The organism is Coleofasciculus chthonoplastes PCC 7420 (genome assembly GCF_000155555.1).
GTDB classification, from domain to species: domain Bacteria; phylum Cyanobacteriota; class Cyanobacteriia; order Cyanobacteriales; family Coleofasciculaceae; genus Coleofasciculus; species Coleofasciculus chthonoplastes_A.
Window position 1 is genome coordinate 82,945 of record NZ_DS989848.1, and the last position, 16,968, is coordinate 99,912.

The 16,968-nt window shown below is 45.2% G+C and carries 15 protein-coding genes; 11 read left to right on the forward strand and 4 right to left on the reverse strand.

Annotation, left to right across the window (positions count from 1 at the left end):
• Positions 1-22: 22 nt before the first annotated feature.
• Positions 23-793 (forward strand): energy-coupling factor ABC transporter ATP-binding protein, encoded by a 771-nt coding sequence (locus MC7420_RS12675; protein ID WP_006100793.1) that lies wholly within the window; start codon positions 23-25, stop codon positions 791-793.
• Positions 794-1,094: 301 nt separating this feature from the next.
• Here MC7420_RS12675 and MC7420_RS12680 read toward each other — a convergent pair whose 3' ends face one another.
• Together MC7420_RS12680 and MC7420_RS12685 are read right to left on the reverse strand one after the other, a co-directional pair.
• Entirely contained in the window at positions 1,095-2,051 is a 957-nt protein-coding gene (locus MC7420_RS12680) for a choice-of-anchor A family protein (RefSeq protein ID WP_006100935.1), read from the reverse strand.
• Between the two features lie 534 nt (positions 2,052-2,585).
• Positions 2,586-3,521 carry a glycosyltransferase family 2 protein gene (locus tag MC7420_RS12685; protein ID WP_006100872.1) on the reverse strand — a complete coding sequence of 312 codons (936 nt, stop codon included), beginning with the start codon at positions 3,519-3,521 and terminating at the stop codon, positions 2,586-2,588.
• 497 nt (positions 3,522-4,018) lie between these two features.
• On the opposite strand from MC7420_RS12685, the gene rpmF reads away from it, so the two are divergent.
• The 3 genes from rpmF (at position 4,019) to MC7420_RS12700 (ending at position 6,077) form a co-directional block, all read left to right on the forward strand.
• Positions 4,019-4,192, forward strand: coding sequence for a 50S ribosomal protein L32 (gene rpmF / locus MC7420_RS12690; RefSeq protein WP_006101025.1), 174 nt, complete (start codon positions 4,019-4,021; stop codon positions 4,190-4,192).
• A gap of 119 nt (positions 4,193-4,311) precedes the next feature.
• On the forward strand, positions 4,312-4,905 hold the full coding sequence (locus tag MC7420_RS12695) for a sulfite oxidase-like oxidoreductase (RefSeq protein ID WP_006100820.1): 594 nt from the start codon (positions 4,312-4,314) through the stop codon (positions 4,903-4,905).
• A gap of 422 nt (positions 4,906-5,327) precedes the next feature.
• Positions 5,328-6,077 carry a DUF5131 family protein gene (locus tag MC7420_RS12700; RefSeq protein WP_006100783.1) on the forward strand — a complete coding sequence of 250 codons (750 nt, stop codon included), beginning with the start codon at positions 5,328-5,330 and terminating at the stop codon, positions 6,075-6,077.
• A gap of 64 nt (positions 6,078-6,141) precedes the next feature.
• On the opposite strand, the gene tcmP is transcribed toward MC7420_RS12700, so the two are convergent.
• Together tcmP and MC7420_RS12710 are read right to left on the reverse strand one after the other, a co-directional pair.
• Positions 6,142-7,428 carry a three-Cys-motif partner protein TcmP gene (gene tcmP / locus MC7420_RS12705; RefSeq protein WP_006100765.1) on the reverse strand — a complete coding sequence of 429 codons (1,287 nt, stop codon included), beginning with the start codon at positions 7,426-7,428 and terminating at the stop codon, positions 6,142-6,144.
• A gap of 62 nt (positions 7,429-7,490) precedes the next feature.
• Positions 7,491-8,453: an ABC transporter ATP-binding protein gene (locus MC7420_RS12710; protein ID WP_006100757.1), complete on the reverse strand. Its 963-nt coding sequence runs from the start codon at positions 8,451-8,453 to the stop codon at positions 7,491-7,493.
• A 117-nt stretch (positions 8,454-8,570) separates the two neighbouring features.
• Between MC7420_RS12710 and MC7420_RS42455 the strand changes: the two genes are divergently transcribed.
• The 7 genes from MC7420_RS42455 (at position 8,571) to MC7420_RS12740 (ending at position 16,897) form a co-directional block, all read left to right on the forward strand.
• Positions 8,571-10,229: a hypothetical protein gene (locus MC7420_RS42455; protein WP_006100997.1), complete on the forward strand. Its 1,659-nt coding sequence runs from the start codon at positions 8,571-8,573 to the stop codon at positions 10,227-10,229.
• A gap of 136 nt (positions 10,230-10,365) precedes the next feature.
• Positions 10,366-10,914 carry an Npun_F5560 family protein gene (locus tag MC7420_RS12720; RefSeq protein ID WP_006100958.1) on the forward strand — a complete coding sequence of 183 codons (549 nt, stop codon included), beginning with the start codon at positions 10,366-10,368 and terminating at the stop codon, positions 10,912-10,914.
• A 281-nt stretch (positions 10,915-11,195) separates the two neighbouring features.
• Positions 11,196-12,023: a baeRF7 domain-containing protein gene (locus MC7420_RS12725; protein ID WP_006100893.1), complete on the forward strand. Its 828-nt coding sequence runs from the start codon at positions 11,196-11,198 to the stop codon at positions 12,021-12,023.
• Entirely contained in the window at positions 11,992-12,297 is a 306-nt protein-coding gene (locus MC7420_RS42460) for a hypothetical protein (protein WP_232231697.1), read from the forward strand. Before MC7420_RS12725 ends, MC7420_RS42460 begins: the two co-directional genes overlap by 32 nt.
• A gap of 192 nt (positions 12,298-12,489) precedes the next feature.
• Positions 12,490-13,611 (forward strand): phospho-N-acetylmuramoyl-pentapeptide-transferase, encoded by a 1,122-nt coding sequence (mraY, locus tag MC7420_RS12730; protein ID WP_044207087.1) that lies wholly within the window; start codon positions 12,490-12,492, stop codon positions 13,609-13,611.
• Positions 13,612-14,315: 704 nt separating this feature from the next.
• The gene (gene dnaK / locus MC7420_RS12735; RefSeq protein ID WP_006100892.1) at positions 14,316-16,238 is read left to right on the forward strand and encodes a molecular chaperone DnaK; all 1,923 of its coding nucleotides are present in this window, start codon (positions 14,316-14,318) and stop codon (positions 16,236-16,238) included.
• A gap of 230 nt (positions 16,239-16,468) precedes the next feature.
• Entirely contained in the window at positions 16,469-16,897 is a 429-nt protein-coding gene (locus tag MC7420_RS12740; RefSeq protein WP_006100899.1) for an EVE domain-containing protein, read from the forward strand.
• Positions 16,898-16,968 lie beyond the last annotated feature (71 nt).

A 16,968-nucleotide genomic window follows, 5' to 3' on the forward strand; every position in this document is an offset into this window, starting at 1 on the left:
GACGAAGGACGAATGACGAATTATGAGACCACAACAACAACTTGTATCTAACCCAGACAGTGCCAGAGAACCTGCGATCGCGGTTTCTGATTTGAGTTTCTCCTATCCGGACAGACCTGCGGTTTTACAAGGAGTCAATCTTAATATATATCCTGAAGAACGAGTCGGTTTAATTGGACCCAATGGTGCGGGAAAAACAACGCTATTTCTCTCGATTTGCGGTATTTTAACACCAACATCTGGAGATATTGGCTTATTTGGAAACCCCGTTGTTGTGGGTGAGTTTCGCCCAGAAATTGGCTTCGTGTTTCAGAATCCCAACGACCAGTTATTATTACCGTCAGTATGGGAAGATGTCGCCTTTGGTCCACAGAATATGGGCATGTCAGAGGATGAGGTCAATGATCGCGTTCAAGATGCGCTGTCCCTGACAGGTGTGGAAATGCTGGCAGAACGGGTTCCTCACAATCTTTCTGGGGGTGAGAAATGTTTGGTCGCGATCGCGGGGGTGTTAGCCATGCGTCCTCAATTGGTTCTGTACGATGAACCCAGCGCGAACCTAGACATGCGCTATCGTCGTCGTGTGATCAACTTTCTCCAAACCGCCCAGCAAACGATTCTGATTTCCTCCCATGACTTAGAACTGATTATCGAAGTGTGCGATCGCGTGCTTTTACTGGATGAAGGACGAATTATTGCTGATGGAACTCCCCAGCAAGTTATGGCTAATGAATCCTTAATGAACGCTCATGGCTTGGAGATGCCGCACTCCCTGCGTCTTCATCATCAGTAGCCAAAAACTATAGTGTCAGACATCTGAAGCCTGCGATCGGCTAATTAATGACCTGTATAAACGACCCACTTCGTTTTATTAACAACTGGTAGGGGCGACCCGCCTAGCTTAATGAACAACACCAGTCCCCTTAATTACATCGGGTCGCCCTCTCCTCCAGCCTATGTCTTTGTCAGACTACTTGCACGTTATGGTAATAGAAAAATCCCTGACCTAAGAGATTAAGTCAGGGACATAGTGTGAGGAGTGCATAAAAAATGGACGGGGGCTAGGTTGGATGCCTAACCCAGGTTTCAAAGCCTTAGACTTTCTGCTTACCTTTACGGCGAGAAGCAACACCTACAGCAGCGACTAATCCTAGTCCAGCTAATGTTGCGGGTTCAGGAACCGTTTCACTGATTGGGTCAGGTAAATTACCGTTGAAGAGATAGTTATTCGATTGTCCCACTCCCGTTAGCGAAGCAGCAATTAAGTTGCCGTTAATTTGACCGTTGTCAAAGTTAAACGCAGCGAAAGGTGCCAAAATACTGCCTTCTATTCCGATGCCACTGGCTGACAGATCCCTAGCTTCATAGAAGTTGTAGATAACGTTCTGTCTCTGATCAATACCACCATTGAAATTGAAGCCAAAGTTTTGTAATGATGCGGCGTCTCCACTAATATTTACAATGGTAGTCGAACCCGAATCTACATTAAAATTGAAGCTGCTAGCATTGCTTAAATCCGACGCATTTAGATGAAATACATTCTGATCTTCATCTGAACCCGTTAATGTAATTCCACCATAAGCCATTTCTGTTTGACCCGTCGCCTCTAACCCTCCTAAAAATTGAGATAATGCTTGTAATTCTTGACTAGCTGCAGCGAAGTCAATGGGATTATCTTGGCGAAGCGTTCCCCCATGCTCAAGAGTTACATTAGTAAGTGATCCTGTTTCCCCGTAAACTGCATTGCCTCTAACTTGACCATTTTGAAAGACTAAATTTTTACCAACAATCAAGACATCACCGTTGTTCCCGTCTTGAGGCAGATTCATTCCTGCATAAAAATCTGAGAATGTGACATTTCCGCCAATAGCTACCTTACCCTCAGAATCAGTATTGCTTTGATTCACATCGCCTAGCACAAATATATTGTAGTCAGAAGCGATGCCGAGATCAATTGCATTAGCCTGGGCAGATATCCCTAGTACCATCGTCGCCGCAATTGATAAGGGAGCTACCAATTGTCTTATGCGCGAAAAAGTTTGAGTATTCATCTGTAAAATTCAACTGTGTAAGGAACTCTGAGTTTTAGGTATGACTCTTAACTAAGTCCGTTGCGTTAGATGTTGAACCTAACCTTTGCTCAGTTGTTTTTATCTTATTCAACAAACTGACTAGATGTCAGTATAAATGAAGGAAGATCATCAACTCTTTATGCATTTGAGTCACTTTATGAAACTCTAGTGAATTTTCACCCAGGGCAAAAAATATGAAGGAAGTGGTAGCGTTAGTGAAGCCTAGAACGTCGGTCTAGCAATAAGTTATCCCCCTCTTCCCTTTTAGATCCCCCTTCCGTCCCCCTATTTGATCCCCCTCCCGTCCCCCTTAAAAAGGGGGAAGCCAGCGGATGCTTCGCTTTTTTTGCACGGAAGAGGGAGTCGAAAGTGCTTAACTTGACACCAATGCAAGCCTTGCATCCCTACATAAAATAAACTATTCTCCGCATCGATATATAATCTCTAAACGGAGAATAGTTTATTAATATATTTTTGACTAAATATCAAAGATGGTGTATGTCTACCTTTATCTCAAGGTTTAATGGTGGAGGCTAATTTCCGTTGCATCGGAGGTAGATGATAATTATTAGATACCTCAGAAGCCTTAACATCTGATAAGACAGTCATTGGATGAGCTGGCGACAGATGAGAGGGTGGCATTTGCTTCATTTCTTGGACTTTCAGCAAAATTAAGTACTCATAAAACGCTTGTAAGGTACACCAAGCCATTCCTGCTTTGCCATCCAGACAACCACCCAGGAAGAAATACATATAAATCCACCGTAACAGGGGTCTCAAAGGTAAACGTAGGGATAAATCTTTGAGCGCTCGACGCCGTTCAACTTCTGATCGACCAAAGAATAAGTTCCACCAATTGACATTTCCCTGTTCTAACTGACGGACTGTCTCAGCCGCTTCATCGGTGGAGTAGCGATTGTGCTTCTCTATCCAACGACTTAAGCCTTTACTACAGGTATAGTGGGGATAGGTTTCTTGCAGAAAACTGGTTGATCCATTACAAACTTCCCGTTCTGTGTGACCGTAGTCTGTGAACCAAACCTTTCCTTTTTGGAAAAGACGCATTTGGTAACGGGGGTACTGGGTGCTGTGGCGAATCCATTTCCCCATAAACATTACTCGTTCTGCTACATAATAGCCAACCGCATCTGGGCGTTTTATTGCCGCTAAACACTCTTGAAACAGTTGAGGAGTCATTCGCTCATCTGCTTCTAAGATATAAATCCATTGGTACTTTGTGGGAATCGCTTCTAGCATCCAGGTTCGTTGCTTGCCATGACTCTCAAATTGATGTTGCACAACACGAACAGGGTAGCGGGAGGCAATTTCTACAGTACGGTCTGTGCTGTAGGAATCTACCACTATGACATCATCCGATAGCTGGGCTGACTCAATGCAAGCCGCAATATCTATTTCCTCGTTGTGGGTCAGAATGTAGATGGAAAACATAAGTTAAAAAGTGAGTGAACGATTAAATGAGTGCCAGGTTCCTTTATATAGACTAGTCATGCTACCTTGGAAATCAAAATTTATAGTGTAGAGGCAGGTGTAAGCCGTTTAGGACAGCCTCAAACTGATAACTTCTCAATAAAACTAGCCCTTAGTCACAAATGAAAAGCCTGCCCTGAGCCTCGTCGAAGGATCAAAAGAATTTTTTTACACTACGTATATTTTGATAGGTTTTCTATCGCTGTGTCTAGGTCTATCCCAAATCTTTGTCCAATCTTTACATTGGCTTACTCAGTCTAACATTTCAGCCAAGTCGCTTCCGCATGATGCCTTAGCGTTGTATCGGCAATCGGAGAAGCAACCTCAGAACAGTGAGGTAAGTAGTCGGACAAAAGAAAACAGCACCGTACTACCGATCCTTTTAGGTCGGTGAGGATGTCAACTTGGCTTGATGGCATACAATAGAAAGGCTGTGCAAAATTTGCTAACTGACAACCATGGCTGTACCCAAGAAGAAAACCTCAAAGTCAAAACGAGACAAACGTAGAGCTAACTGGAGACGCAAGGCATCATTGGAAGCGGAGAAAGCCCTCTCTCTGGGTAAGGCAGTTTTGAGTGGACGTTCGACGTTTGTCTATCCGACTGAAGAAGAAGAGGAAGAAGAAGCCTAGTATAGGGTGGCAGGAGTTTGTGAACACCTCCGTTCAGGGAGGGGAGATGGGGGAGTAGAGACGTATCAGGCTACGTCTCTACACTCTCTTTTCAGGATGGTTATTTTTATAGTTGAACTATGATCGGAAAATTTTTCCACAAACCAGAACCAGAACAGAGCGATCGCGTTCCTCCGGGTCAATACCTGACTAAGGGCTTCCCGGTTCTAACTTATGGTGAGACTCCCGACGTTAACATTGATGACTGGGAATTTCGGGTTTGGGGTTTGGCTATACCAAAGACCTGGCGTTGGTCAGATATGATGGCAATGCCTCAACATGATTTCACCAAGGATTTCCATTGTGTGACCCGTTGGTCAAAACTGGATGTGCAATGGACGGGGATCAGGGTAACTGACTTTATGAGTCAGGTGGAACTCGACCCTAAAGCCACCCATGTTATGCAACATTGCTATGGCGGCTATACCACTAATCTGACACTGGACGAGTTTGTGCGTGAGGATAACTTTTTTGCCCATACTCTGCTTGGCGAACCCTTACCCCCAGAACATGGCGGTCCGATGCGCTTAGTGGTTCCCCACCTTTACGCTTGGAAAAGTGCTAAATGGATTAATGGCTTAGAGTTTCTTGACCACGAGGAATCAGGGTTCTGGGAACGTAATGGTTACCACCGCCGAGGTGAACCTTGGGCAGAAGAACGGTATAGTTTCTAGTACAAGAAGGCAGAAATAACGCCAACAGCTAATATCTCCCCCCGCTTCCCCTGCTCCCTCTGCTCCCCCTGCTTCATCGTATCTACGAAGCTGCTCAAGTATTTTTGCCGAGCTGCAATAGCCACATAGGTCTTTAGAATTTCAATTGAATCATAGCAGTTAATGATCAAAAAATAAATTTCAGCACCGCTTCAGCCAAATTTCAGGATAAAAAGACTGAAACTTAACGCACCATCTATGAAAGTTTTTATCGATTAATACCGCTACCTTACAGCAGTTTACAAACCTTTATTATAACGGGTGCAACTTATCAAATATTAACAGGCAAAAGTTAAATCACATAACTCTGGACAAGTTTACAATACATCGGTACTATAAATAAGCAAAGGAAAGACTATTAATGTTAGGGGTAGACTGAGAATATGGCTAGCACTCATACAGGTATCGAGTGGACAGACCGAACATGGAACCCCACAACTGGTTGCAACAAAGTTAGTCCAGGTTGTACCCATTGTTATGCAGAAGCACTAACTAAACGGTTTCATCAGAATTTTCCCAATGGATTTGATTTAACCCTGCATCGGGAACGCATAAAAGAACCCTTGCGTTGGCGCAAGCCAAGTCGCATTTTTGTCAACTCTATGAGTGATCTTTTTCACGAAGACGTGCCTATCGGATTTCTCAAAGACGTGTTTGATGTGATGGGTCAAACTCCGCAGCATATCTATCAAATTTTGACCAAACGACATGAACATTTAGTTGAATTAGCGTCTCAGTTAGAATGGCATAACAATATTTGGATGGGGGTATCGGTTGAAAATCAGGACTATGTTCATCGGGTTGATTCCCTGCGACAAGTTCCAGCCAATGTGCGTTTTCTCTCTTGTGAACCACTTCTCGGTGATTTACATCTTAATTTAACGGATATTCATTGGGTTATTGTGGGTGGCGAATCGGGAAATAGATATCGTCCGATGAAGTTAGAGTGGGCGCAAAGTATTCGTGATCAATGTCAGAGGTTTGATGTCGCATTTTTCTTTAAACAATGGGGAGGTAGAACTCCAAAAGCTGGAGGAAGAGAACTGGATGGGAAGATTTGGGATGAGATGCCATTAGCTTGGAATAGCCACAGACAAGCAAAAAAAAAGTGTATATATAAGCTAGTCAGTTGATGAGAGAACTTTAACTAATAAGCTTATGCGACCTAAAACTACAAAAAATTAAGTTTTCATACTCTCATGCTACTAATCTTATTTCACTATTAAGAGTGAATAGTTTTCTCGCTCCAGGTTTTCTGATTTCTAATTTTCCAGCTTCATAAAGTGGTGTCAGGATTTCTTGGTAATATTGAGTCCTTTTGAGGAAACCCAATTCACTTATTTGTAAAATACTTTTTGTAATTGCGTCTTTACAACTTAACCAAGAAGGTTTAACATCTTGCAATACATTGACAACTTCATTCCTAATTTTTTTAATTCGTATTGTATTTTCATTATTCCATTCTCTATCAAGAAAATTTTTGATTTGTTTAGTAGTATTTTCTTGGTAAAAAAGCAATCTATTTTCTTCCCAAATAAAATCATTTAAAAATTCACAAAAAGCTTTTTCTGGATAATTGCTACCAACTACAATACTGTATTGGGGTCTATTATCACTATAAGTTTCCTTAACTTCAAAGCTAGTTACATCTTTAAAACCACCTTGATTCCTCATTCTATTTTTAAAATATTCAAGCGCCCATTTCTCAAAAGCTTGAGGTTGACCTCTTAGTTCAAGCCACTTTGGTTTCCAGTCTATATCTGAATTGTCTCCTAAAAGCGCAGTTAAGTTATTAGTAAATGTTGTCGAAGCTTTTTGGCTGGATTTATTTGTAGAATTTGTAGTATAATGACCTGCATGACGAGCGACTGATCGATTGTGAAAGAGTAAAAATAGATCGCCTTTATGCCTTTTAACATAGTTACCAATTGAACATATCTGGTCAAAGGTAAATCCTTTAACACCGAAAGCATCCAGAAAAAATAATGTAGGATGATTTCCGAGATTGTTCATTATTTCTGGGAAAGCTTCATCAAAAGGCTGAGGAGCATAAACTTTATAATCCAAGTCTTTATTTATATCTATAAATTCACAATTTTCACTGAGTTTTTCATTTGATGACGGATCATTTTCAACGAAAAAGCATCTAAAGTTGACACGTTTTTCTTCTCCAAAGAGTTTAGCGTATTTAAGTGCTATTAATGGTGAACCATCAATATCTGAAAATTCATGTTTGTGTTGCTGCCAAAAATTAGAATTTTTCACAAAATCTTCGATACCAATTCCTGAGCCATATTTTCCAGTTCCTGCAAAGCCATCGACATAATTAATGGTATTGAAATTTCCGCCAAGACTATAGCAAAATGCATGTATATACTTCAGCATTATTCGATGTTTAGCGACAGACCATGATCGTTTGCAGTCGAAAAATTCATTAGAATCTTCGGGTTGCTCTTCAAATAGAGATAGTTGTTTGCCTGACATATCTTTATAGCTTATTAAAGTAGTGACCAAGGATATTTGTACACAACCTAGATAAATACTGGTCAAAATTGACCCATCTTGGCGGCTTGTTGAATTGTCTCTAGGGTTAATACACCAATAATTTTTCCTTTATCCATGACAGGTAATCTCTGAGTTCCTGTCTGTAAGAGGAGGGATAGAGCTTGACGCAAATTCTCGTGAGGCGCGATCGCACGATTATCCTGATACTGATAATCTGGAGAAACTGGCTGCATTGCCGTCTCCACGCCCTGTAAACTTAACTGACGCAACATATCATCGGCACCCATTAACTCCCGGACAAAATCATTAGCCGGGTGCGTCAAAATATTTAACGGCGTATCAAATTGGACAATTTCACCCTTTTGCAAAATCATAATCTTGTCCCCCAGACGCAGCGCTTCCTCCACATCATGGGAGACAAACAGAATCGTTTTATGCAATTGACGCTGAATTCGTAAGATTTCGTCTTGCAAAGATTGGCGGGTAATCGCGTCAATGGCACCAAAAGGTTCATCCATTAACATTAACTTCGGATCACCAGCCAACGCCCGCGCCACGCCAACACGCTGTTGCTGTCCTCCGGATAGCTGTGCCGGGTAACGATTCCGGTAAACTTGAGGGGGTAGTTCGACCAGCGTCAATAACTCATCAATGCGAGACTGGTATTTTGAGCGTGACCATTTCAGAAGCTTGGGAACAACGGCAATATTTTCCGCCACCGTCTGATGAGGAAATAAGCCAGACTGTTGAATCACGTAGCCAATTTGCTGACGCAGCGTCGTGACTTTCATTTTGCGGATATTAACCCCATCCAGATAAATCGCGCCGGATGTGGGTTCATACAATCGATTGACCATCTTGAGAACGGTGGTTTTACCACATCCCGATGGACCTAAAATGACGACCAGTTGACCCGCTTCAATGTCGCAGGTTACACCATTTACCGCCGGTTGGGGCGTCCCGGGAAATTGGAGATGAACTTGATCAAAACGAATAGCACTCACTGATTTGGCTGATTGTTGCTAAGGTTGGCGAATTCTATTGTGGGATTGGAGTGACCAATGACAGATAAAAGGGTAATATTTCCTGACAAATGACCAATGACCAATGACAAATGACCAATGACCAATGATATTTTAATTCTCTCCAATGGTCCGGGTGAAGTCACCACCTGGGTACGTCCTGTGGTCAAAGCATTGCGCCAGCAGCTAGGATGCGATCGCGCTGTCTTCCGAATCTCGGTGATTCTGTCTCCTTGTCCCAATGCTACAGGCAAAGAAGCCCAGATTGTTCAATCCTACCCCGAAGTAGACCGAGTGCAAGGGGCAGAGCATTTCTTTCCCTTTTTGCTCTGGGGGAAAACTGCCGGAAATTGGGACTGGCGCGATCGCGGCGTGGTGGTATTCTTAGGCGGCGATCAGTTTTTTCCTGTCGTTATTGGTTCTCGCTTCAAATATCGTACTGTTGTTTATGCCGAATGGGATGCCCGTTGGCATCGCTGGATTGATCGGTTCGGGGTGATGAAACCCGATATTATCGCCAAAGCCCCGAAAAACTATCGCCACAAGTTAACGGTAGTGGGAGATTTAATGGCAGATGTGGCGAGAGGGAGTTGGGAAGCAGAGGAGCTGGGGGAGCTGGGGGAGCAGGGGAAGCTGGGGAAGCAGGGGAAGCTGGGGAAGCAGGGGAAGCTGGGGAAGCAGAGGGAGTTGGGAAAGCTGGGGGAGCAGAGGAAGCAGGGGAAGCAGAGGGAGTTAACTCAAAACCCTGTCCTCGAAGGAAGTGAAGGAGAAGAGAAGGATCAAAACCAGGTTCCCTTCGAGCGAAGCGAAGGGTCAACACTTAACACTTCCCCAATTGAATGGATTGGTTTACTTCCAGGGTCAAAACCTGCCAAATTGATTCAGGGAGTACCATTAGGGTTAGCTATTGCTGAACACATTCACAAAGTTAGACCTCAAACCCGTTTTTTGATTCCTGTTGCACCAACCTTAGATTTACCCACGCTAGCCCGTTTTGCTGATCCCTACGAAAATCCCCTGATTCAGAAATTAGGATGGGGGGCGGCGAGATTGGTGATGCTAGATGGGGGAGATGAGGGCGAGTTTAGCAATATCCGGGTGACAGACAACGATAGTAGTGAAACCCACCCCTACAGTCAAAATCAGGTTTCTTTGAGCGAAGTCTCTACATTATTCAGGGCGGGTTTTGAACCCAAGTTATCATCACCCACGAAACAAAATTCCCTAAACCTACCCCTACACTCAAGACTCCAAATGGCGAGTGGTGTAACGGTAGAACTGACAACTGAATTCCCTGCCCACGAGATTTTATCCCAATGCTGTCTGTGCTTAACCACAGTGGGAGCGAATACGGCGGAATTAGGTTCCCTCGGTGTACCAATGATCGTTTTATTACCCACCCAGCAACTGGATGCGATGCGGGCTTGGGATGGATTACCCGGATTGTTAGCCCGGTTACCCGGAGTAGGAACAAGCTTTGCCAAACTGATTAATTGGCTGATTCTGCAACAAAAACGCCTATTTGCGTGGCCCAATATTTGGGCAAAAGCGGAAATTGTGCCAGAAGTCGTGGGTCAACTGAAACCTCAGGATGTGGCACAATTGGTACTTGAGTATTTAGAGCATCCCCAAAAACTAGAAGACATGCGATCGCGCTTACGGGCAGTCCGGGGTGAATCAGGTGCCGCCCAAAAGTTAGCGCAATTGGTGCAAGAGGAACTCACTAATCCCCAACCACCAATGACAAATGACAAATAACTATTTTGGAGTTAACGTGTCAAGCATAACCCTAGTAGTGATATCATCCTCCTACAGGGTAATCACATCACCGAGCGACGTTGCCCATCGTCTTCTGCTATTGGGAGTCCATATTGTATTGGAGCTTTTTGCTATCGTGAACGCGACTGAAACCCCAACCCTACCAGCGCTGCAAACTGAAGTGTCTCGCCTTCGGGAAGAGTTACATCTGAGAGATCAGCTCGTGCAGCAACTCTCTCAAGAGCTATTTCGCTTGGTTAAAGGCAATGCGAACTTTAAACCGCCAGCCGAGGTTTCTGAGCGTCATCAAGCCCAAATGCGAGTCTTGCGCGAACAGTTGCAAGATGTGGAGCAGCAAGTTAGATTTTACCAAGAGCAGATTACGACTCGCGATCAAGAAATTTATCAGTTGCGCCAGTCTGTGCAAGAATTAACTGACCGTTCTCGCATGTTAGAGCAGGTGGTTCAGGAGCTACCCCAAATTTATCGCCAGAAGTTCGCTGAACGCATGGCACCGGTGAGAGAGAAGGTGAGTCGGTTACAACGAGAGAATCGCCAACTTCATGCTGAGTTGCAAAGTGTCAGCTATCGGCTAGCGGTCAGGAATCGCAATATCACCCATGTTGACTTACCTAGCTTTGGGCGTCCGACGAATAGCCCAATTCCTACCTTTGGTAGCGTTTAGAAAGCTGTTCAGCATTTGGATTGGGTACTAGTAGCGAGCAAGATTTGGGTACTAGTAGCGAGCAAGATGCTCACACTACAAGGATGAGAGCCATTGTTGATATGCATCATAGCGGATCAGCATGGCTTTCCTATCGTAAGACAGATGTATTGAACCTACTATCTTCGTTGAAATAAAGTCAGGCAAGGCTTTTGGGCTAAACAGCAACCCAATTTCAACCAGTCGTCAGAGAATTAGCCTCTAAGCGTTATTAGCTGGCTATCTTGCCTGTTTCTATATTTATGCCTACCCATACGGCAGATCCAGAAATTCAACAAGACCCCATTCGCTTCAAAAATCTCCGGGGGAAAGCCGAAGCCCAGTTGGTTGAGAAGGGTATGCGCCCAGCCGATGCCCAAGAACTGCTCAACAGCGCTAAAGAGTTAGATCGGGGTGAGTTTTGGCGTCATCAGAATCATGGACTTGCCCTGTTCGCCGCCCCAAATTTCTTTCGCTATTACCGTCTACCCCTTGATTTTGAGGAGTTAGTCGTGGTTAGTGACCAATTTCACCTCAAGCCACTAATGCCACTGTTGACGGGTGATGGACGGTTCTATCTCTTGGCACTGAGTCAAAACCAAGTGCGACTCTTAGAAGGAACACGCGATCGCATTCGGGAAATTCAGCCTGAGAATATTGACAATCTACCCGAAAGTCTGATGAGTGTACTTCAGTATGAGGATACGGAGAATCAGACTCAATTTATGTCCTCTGAAACCTATTCCCCTGGTGGATTACCCGGTTCAGATCCGGGAACTATGCATGGACGAGGTGTGGATGAAGATCAAGAAAATCAGATCATCCGTTTTTTCAGCCAAGTGAATCAAGGGATACAAGAGTTTCTACCAGATGAGACTGTACCGCTAGTGCTAGCGGGTGTAGAGTATCTCCTGCCGATTTATAAACGAGTGAATTCCTACCCCCATCTTCTGGACGAAGGCATTACAGGTAATCCCGAACTCTCGAAACCAGAGGATCTGCATACTCAAGCTTGGGCAATCGTGCAGCCGAAATTTCAACAAGCAGAGAAAGACGCAATTGACCGCAGAGCGAGAATTTTCTGGAAATAATCAGGAACAAGCCTCTGATGCCCTGAAAGAAGTAGTGCAGGCGGCTTATAATCAACGCATTGATTCGTTGTTTGTCGCCTTAGACCATCAGCAGTGGGGTAACTTTGACACACAGAGCAACACGGTGCAGCTACATGAGCAACACCAGGCTGGTGACCAAGATTTATTGGATTTAGCAGCCGTTTATACGGTTTTGAATGGTGGAACAGTTTTTGCTGTAGAATCCGAGCGAGTACCCGCTCAATCACCGATCGCGGCAGTTTTCCGCTATTAAGTTGCTCCTTTAGTTAGCGATAGTGATGAATCATCCGGCAACAATAAGAAGTAAATTTGCTTGAAGGATTGATTGCAAGTACCCTATTGATGTTACGATTCCCATCAGTGCCGTGGGTCACACGGGAATCGCCAAGACGCCATGCGTCTGATTGTGTGTGAGGAAGTTCGATAAAGGGATAGTTTGTCCGTGATAGACGCAAAATTAACTTCTGGGCGGTCGTTTAATTTAACGGGTTCCAGCCTCTTGACGTTACTAGCCGTTGGTTTGAGTCTGGGATCATTGATTCTAGATGGGTTGGGGGAACGCTTCCTGTTCGCCGGAGTCTCGATGACTTTGCCCCTGTTGATTTGTGCTGTGGTGACGGCAGCACTGGGGTATTGGGTTGTCCCCTTTCTGCAAACGTTGAAAATGGGGCAGATTGTCCGGGAAGATGGACCCCAAACTCATTTACAAAAAGCTGGAACCCCTACCATGGGTGGGGTGTTTTTTGTCCCGGTGGCAGTAATGGTTGCTCTAGTTTGGTCGGGATTGGCACTGGTAGGGCAAGAGTTTGTTAATGTCCTGGTTGTATCCGTTGTGACCCTGGCTTATGGGATGATTGGCTGGTTGGATGATTGGCAAATTATCCGCCGCCGTTCTAATAAGGGCATTTCCCCTCGCCTGAAATTGGCACTACAGATCAGCGTGGGGTTGGTATTTTGTATTTGGCTGGCAGCAAGTCAACCGATTAGTATTACCGCGATCGCACTCCCGTTTGGGATAGTCTTACCCTTAGGATTACTGTTCTGGCCCCTGGCGCTGTTTGTTTTGGCGGCGGAAAGTAATGCCACGAATCTGACTGATGGGGTAGATGGATTGGCTGGGGGAACCTGTGCGATCGCGCTTTTGGCATTGGCTGCAATTGTTGCCCCAACGTCACCGGGTTTAATGGTGTTCTGTGCCTGTCTCAGTGGCAGTTGTCTAGGATTTGTCGTGCATAATCGCCACCCTGCTGCTGTGTTTATGGGAGATACGGGTTCCCTGGCTTTAGGTGGCGCTCTCGCGGCAGTAGGATTATTGAGTCAGAACCTCTGGTGTTTATTTGTTCTCAGTGGCATTTTTTGTTGGGAATCGATCTCGGTGATTGCCCAAGTTGCTTATTACAAAGCCACCAAAGATGAGGCTGGAGTCGGCAAACGGCTGTTTAAAATGTCACCGTTTCATAACCATTTAGAATTAAGCGGTTGGTCAGAAACCCAAATTGTGGGAGCGTTTTATTTGACAGGTGGGCTGTTAGCGTTGGTTTGTTTAGGATTGCAGTCCGGTTTTTGAGCGATCGTTCAGTCAATCTGTAACCAGGCTTTTAATCAGGACGGGTTTTGTTGTTCAGTTATCGGTGAGCTAGGGCGGGTTTTGTTGTTCAGTTATTTCAGCAATAGCTGAGTGTAGTTCCTAAACCCGCCCCTACAATTGTGGCTAAACCCGCCCCTACAATGAAACTCTCTTTTTTCAAAGCGTGAAGAAGTCAATTAGAAGCTCCTAGGAGACAAAAATCATGGGATTGCTTCTAAAATAACCTTATATAATAGCCCGATATATTGGTCAAAATCAAGTATTTAAACACTGAGTCCTGGGTTGTACTTAAGACCAAGGATTGCCAGCCTAGAAGGGGCACAGATGCCTTAACAGAGTAACAGACGGCAAACACAACTGATTCGTTACGGTTCGCCCCAAACCTTTACCCCTTAGAGTTTCCTACATTAGACACAGCGAAAGAAATCAGCACGAAGTTAACGGTTGATGATTGGCAATTGGGAGAGCGACTGGAACGAGCAATCACCCGATCGAACCGTCCCATCTCAGGTTCGGGAACCCCCCCTTCATGAGACAGGCTAACCGCGTTCAGTATAGAGATTGGTAGCCGAAGCAATGATATTGAAGCTCCCAAACGCTGCTGATTGAACCGGATTACGGCTTAACAGTCACGCTCCCCAACATCACCAGTATTTGTAGTTAAGCGAACTTGGAACACTCTTATGGCAAAAGTAGTTGGAATTGACTTAGGTACGACAAACTCCTGCGTAGCCGTCATGGAAGGGGGTAAACCTACCGTGATTGCTAACGCCGAAGGCGGACGTACAACCCCTTCAGTTGTGGCGTATGCCAAAAATGGCGATCGCCTCGTGGGTCAAATCGCCAAACGTCAGGCGGTGATGAACCCGGAAAATACGTTCTACTCGGTCAAACGCTTCATTGGGCGTAGACATGGCGAAGTCACCAATGAAGCTACCGAAGTCTCTTATAAAGTCCTCAAAGTTGGCGATAACGTCAAACTTGATTGTCCCTCTCAAGGTAAACAATTTGCGCCTGAAGAGATTGCGGCTCAAGTGCTACGGAAGCTCGTCGATGACGCCAGTAAGTACCTGGGTGAAACCGTGACTCAAGCCGTGATTACGGTTCCGGCGTACTTCAACGACTCCCAGCGTCAAGCCACGAAAGACGCCGGTAAGATTGCTGGGGTTGAGGTGTTGCGGATTATTAACGAACCCACAGCGGCTTCTCTGGCGTATGGTTTAGACAAGAAGAGCAACGAAACAATTTTAGTCTTTGACCTTGGTGGTGGAACCTTTGACGTATCCATCCTGGAAGTCGGTGATGGTGTGTTTGAAGTATTATCAACTTCTGGTGACACTCACCTCGGTGGTGACGACTTCGATAAGAAAATTGTTGATTACCTCGCCGCTGAATTCCAGAAATCTGAAGGGATTGATTTACGCAAAGACAAGCAAGCCCTGCAACGGTTAACGGAAGCAGCGGAGAAAGCCAAGATTGAACTCTCCAGCGTTACCCAAGCGGAAATCAACCTACCCTTTATCACCGCTACCCAGGATGGTCCGAAGCACCTGGATACAACCTTGACTCGGGCGAAGTTTGAAGAACTCTGTGCCGACTTAATTGATCGGTGTCGCATCCCGGTTGAGAATTCAGTACGCGATGCCAAAATTGATAAGAGTGCGATCGATGAGATTGTCTTAGTCGGGGGTTCGACCCGGATTCCGGCGGTACAAGAGGTAGTCAAGCGGGTATTGGGTAAAGAACCCAACCAAACCGTGAACCCGGATGAAGTGGTTGCAATTGGTGCAGCGATTCAAGCGGGTGTCTTAGCGGGTGAAGTTAAAGATATTCTGCTGCTTGATGTTACCCCTCTCTCCTTGGGTGTGGAAACCTTGGGCGGTGTGATGACCAAGATTATCCCCCGCAACACCACCATTCCTACCAAGAAGTCAGAAACTTTCTCCACGGCTGTGGATGGTCAAACTAACGTCGAAATCCACGTTCTCCAAGGTGAACGGGAAATGTCTGGCGATAACAAGAGTCTGGGGACTTTCCGTCTGGATGGGATTCCCCCAGCACCACGCGGCGTTCCCCAAATTGAAGTCACTTTTGATATTGACGCCAATGGTATCCTGAATGTTACTGCGAAGGATAAAGGTACGGGTAAAGAGCAATCGATTAGCATTACAGGCGCATCTACCCTACCCAGTGAAGACGTTGATCGCATGGTTCAGGAAGCTGAAGCCAATGCAGCGGCGGACAAAGAGCGGCGTGAGAAAATCGATCGCAAGAACCAAGCCGATTCTTTGACGTATCAAGCTGAGAAGCAGATTAATGAGTTGGGTGATAAAGTCTCAGCAGAAGATAAGACGAAGGTTGAAGGCTTGATTAAGGATCTGCGAGATGCAGTGTCTCAGGAAGATGATGAGAAGATTAAGACGCTGACCACAGAATTGCAACAAGCACTCTACAGCATTAGTGCTAACTTGTATCAACAAGCGGGTGGTCCAGAACCAGGTGCGGCTCCCGGTGGTGCAGGTGGACCTGAAGCTGGTGCGGCTCCCAGTGGTGAATCCGGTGGTGGTGATGATGTCATCGACGCTGAATTCTCGGAAACGAAATAGTCGGTTAGGATTAGAGGTTAGCCAGAGGCTAGCCTCTATTTTTAATCATTATCAGCGACGCCAGTTGTTCAGAAGGCGTCGCTTTATTTTTGAGAATTTATGTACAACTTCCCTCCCCTTGGCAAGGGGAGGGTTAGGGAGGGGTAAAATCAAGGTATTGCAGAGTTTTGAGCTTAGGTTAGGCTGGATCAGGATGGGTTAGACGGGTATTTTTTGGAGAAGGAGAAGGAATGGCGTACTGGCTTTTTCAAGGCAATCCTAAGTATTACCGGATTATTGATGCGATTCGCGATTTTGTGCAAATGCCGTGGTTGGTGACTCGCTACACGAAGGATATGGCGGCGGGTGATGGGGTGTTGATTTGGAAAGCCGGACAGGATGCGGGGATTTATGCGATCGCGGAAATTATTGAACCGCCTAAGCTGTTGGATAAAGTCCCGGATATTGGGTATTGGATTGATAAGTCTCGTTTGGGAAGCAAGCCGCAAGCGCGTATTCGGTTTACGACTAAACTGTTAGAGAAGCCACTATTGCGGGACTCTTTAAAACAAGATGCGGTGTTGAAGAGTTTGGGGGTGCTTCGTGTGCCGAATGGGACAAATTATAAGGTAACACCTGAAGAATGGCAGCGCGTTCATGAGTTGAGAGGTTGTTTGTGAGACAACTTTTACCATCTGAATGGCTAAATCCTTGTTCGATCCCTTTTAGGGTCTGTTTTCAAACCTTTAGA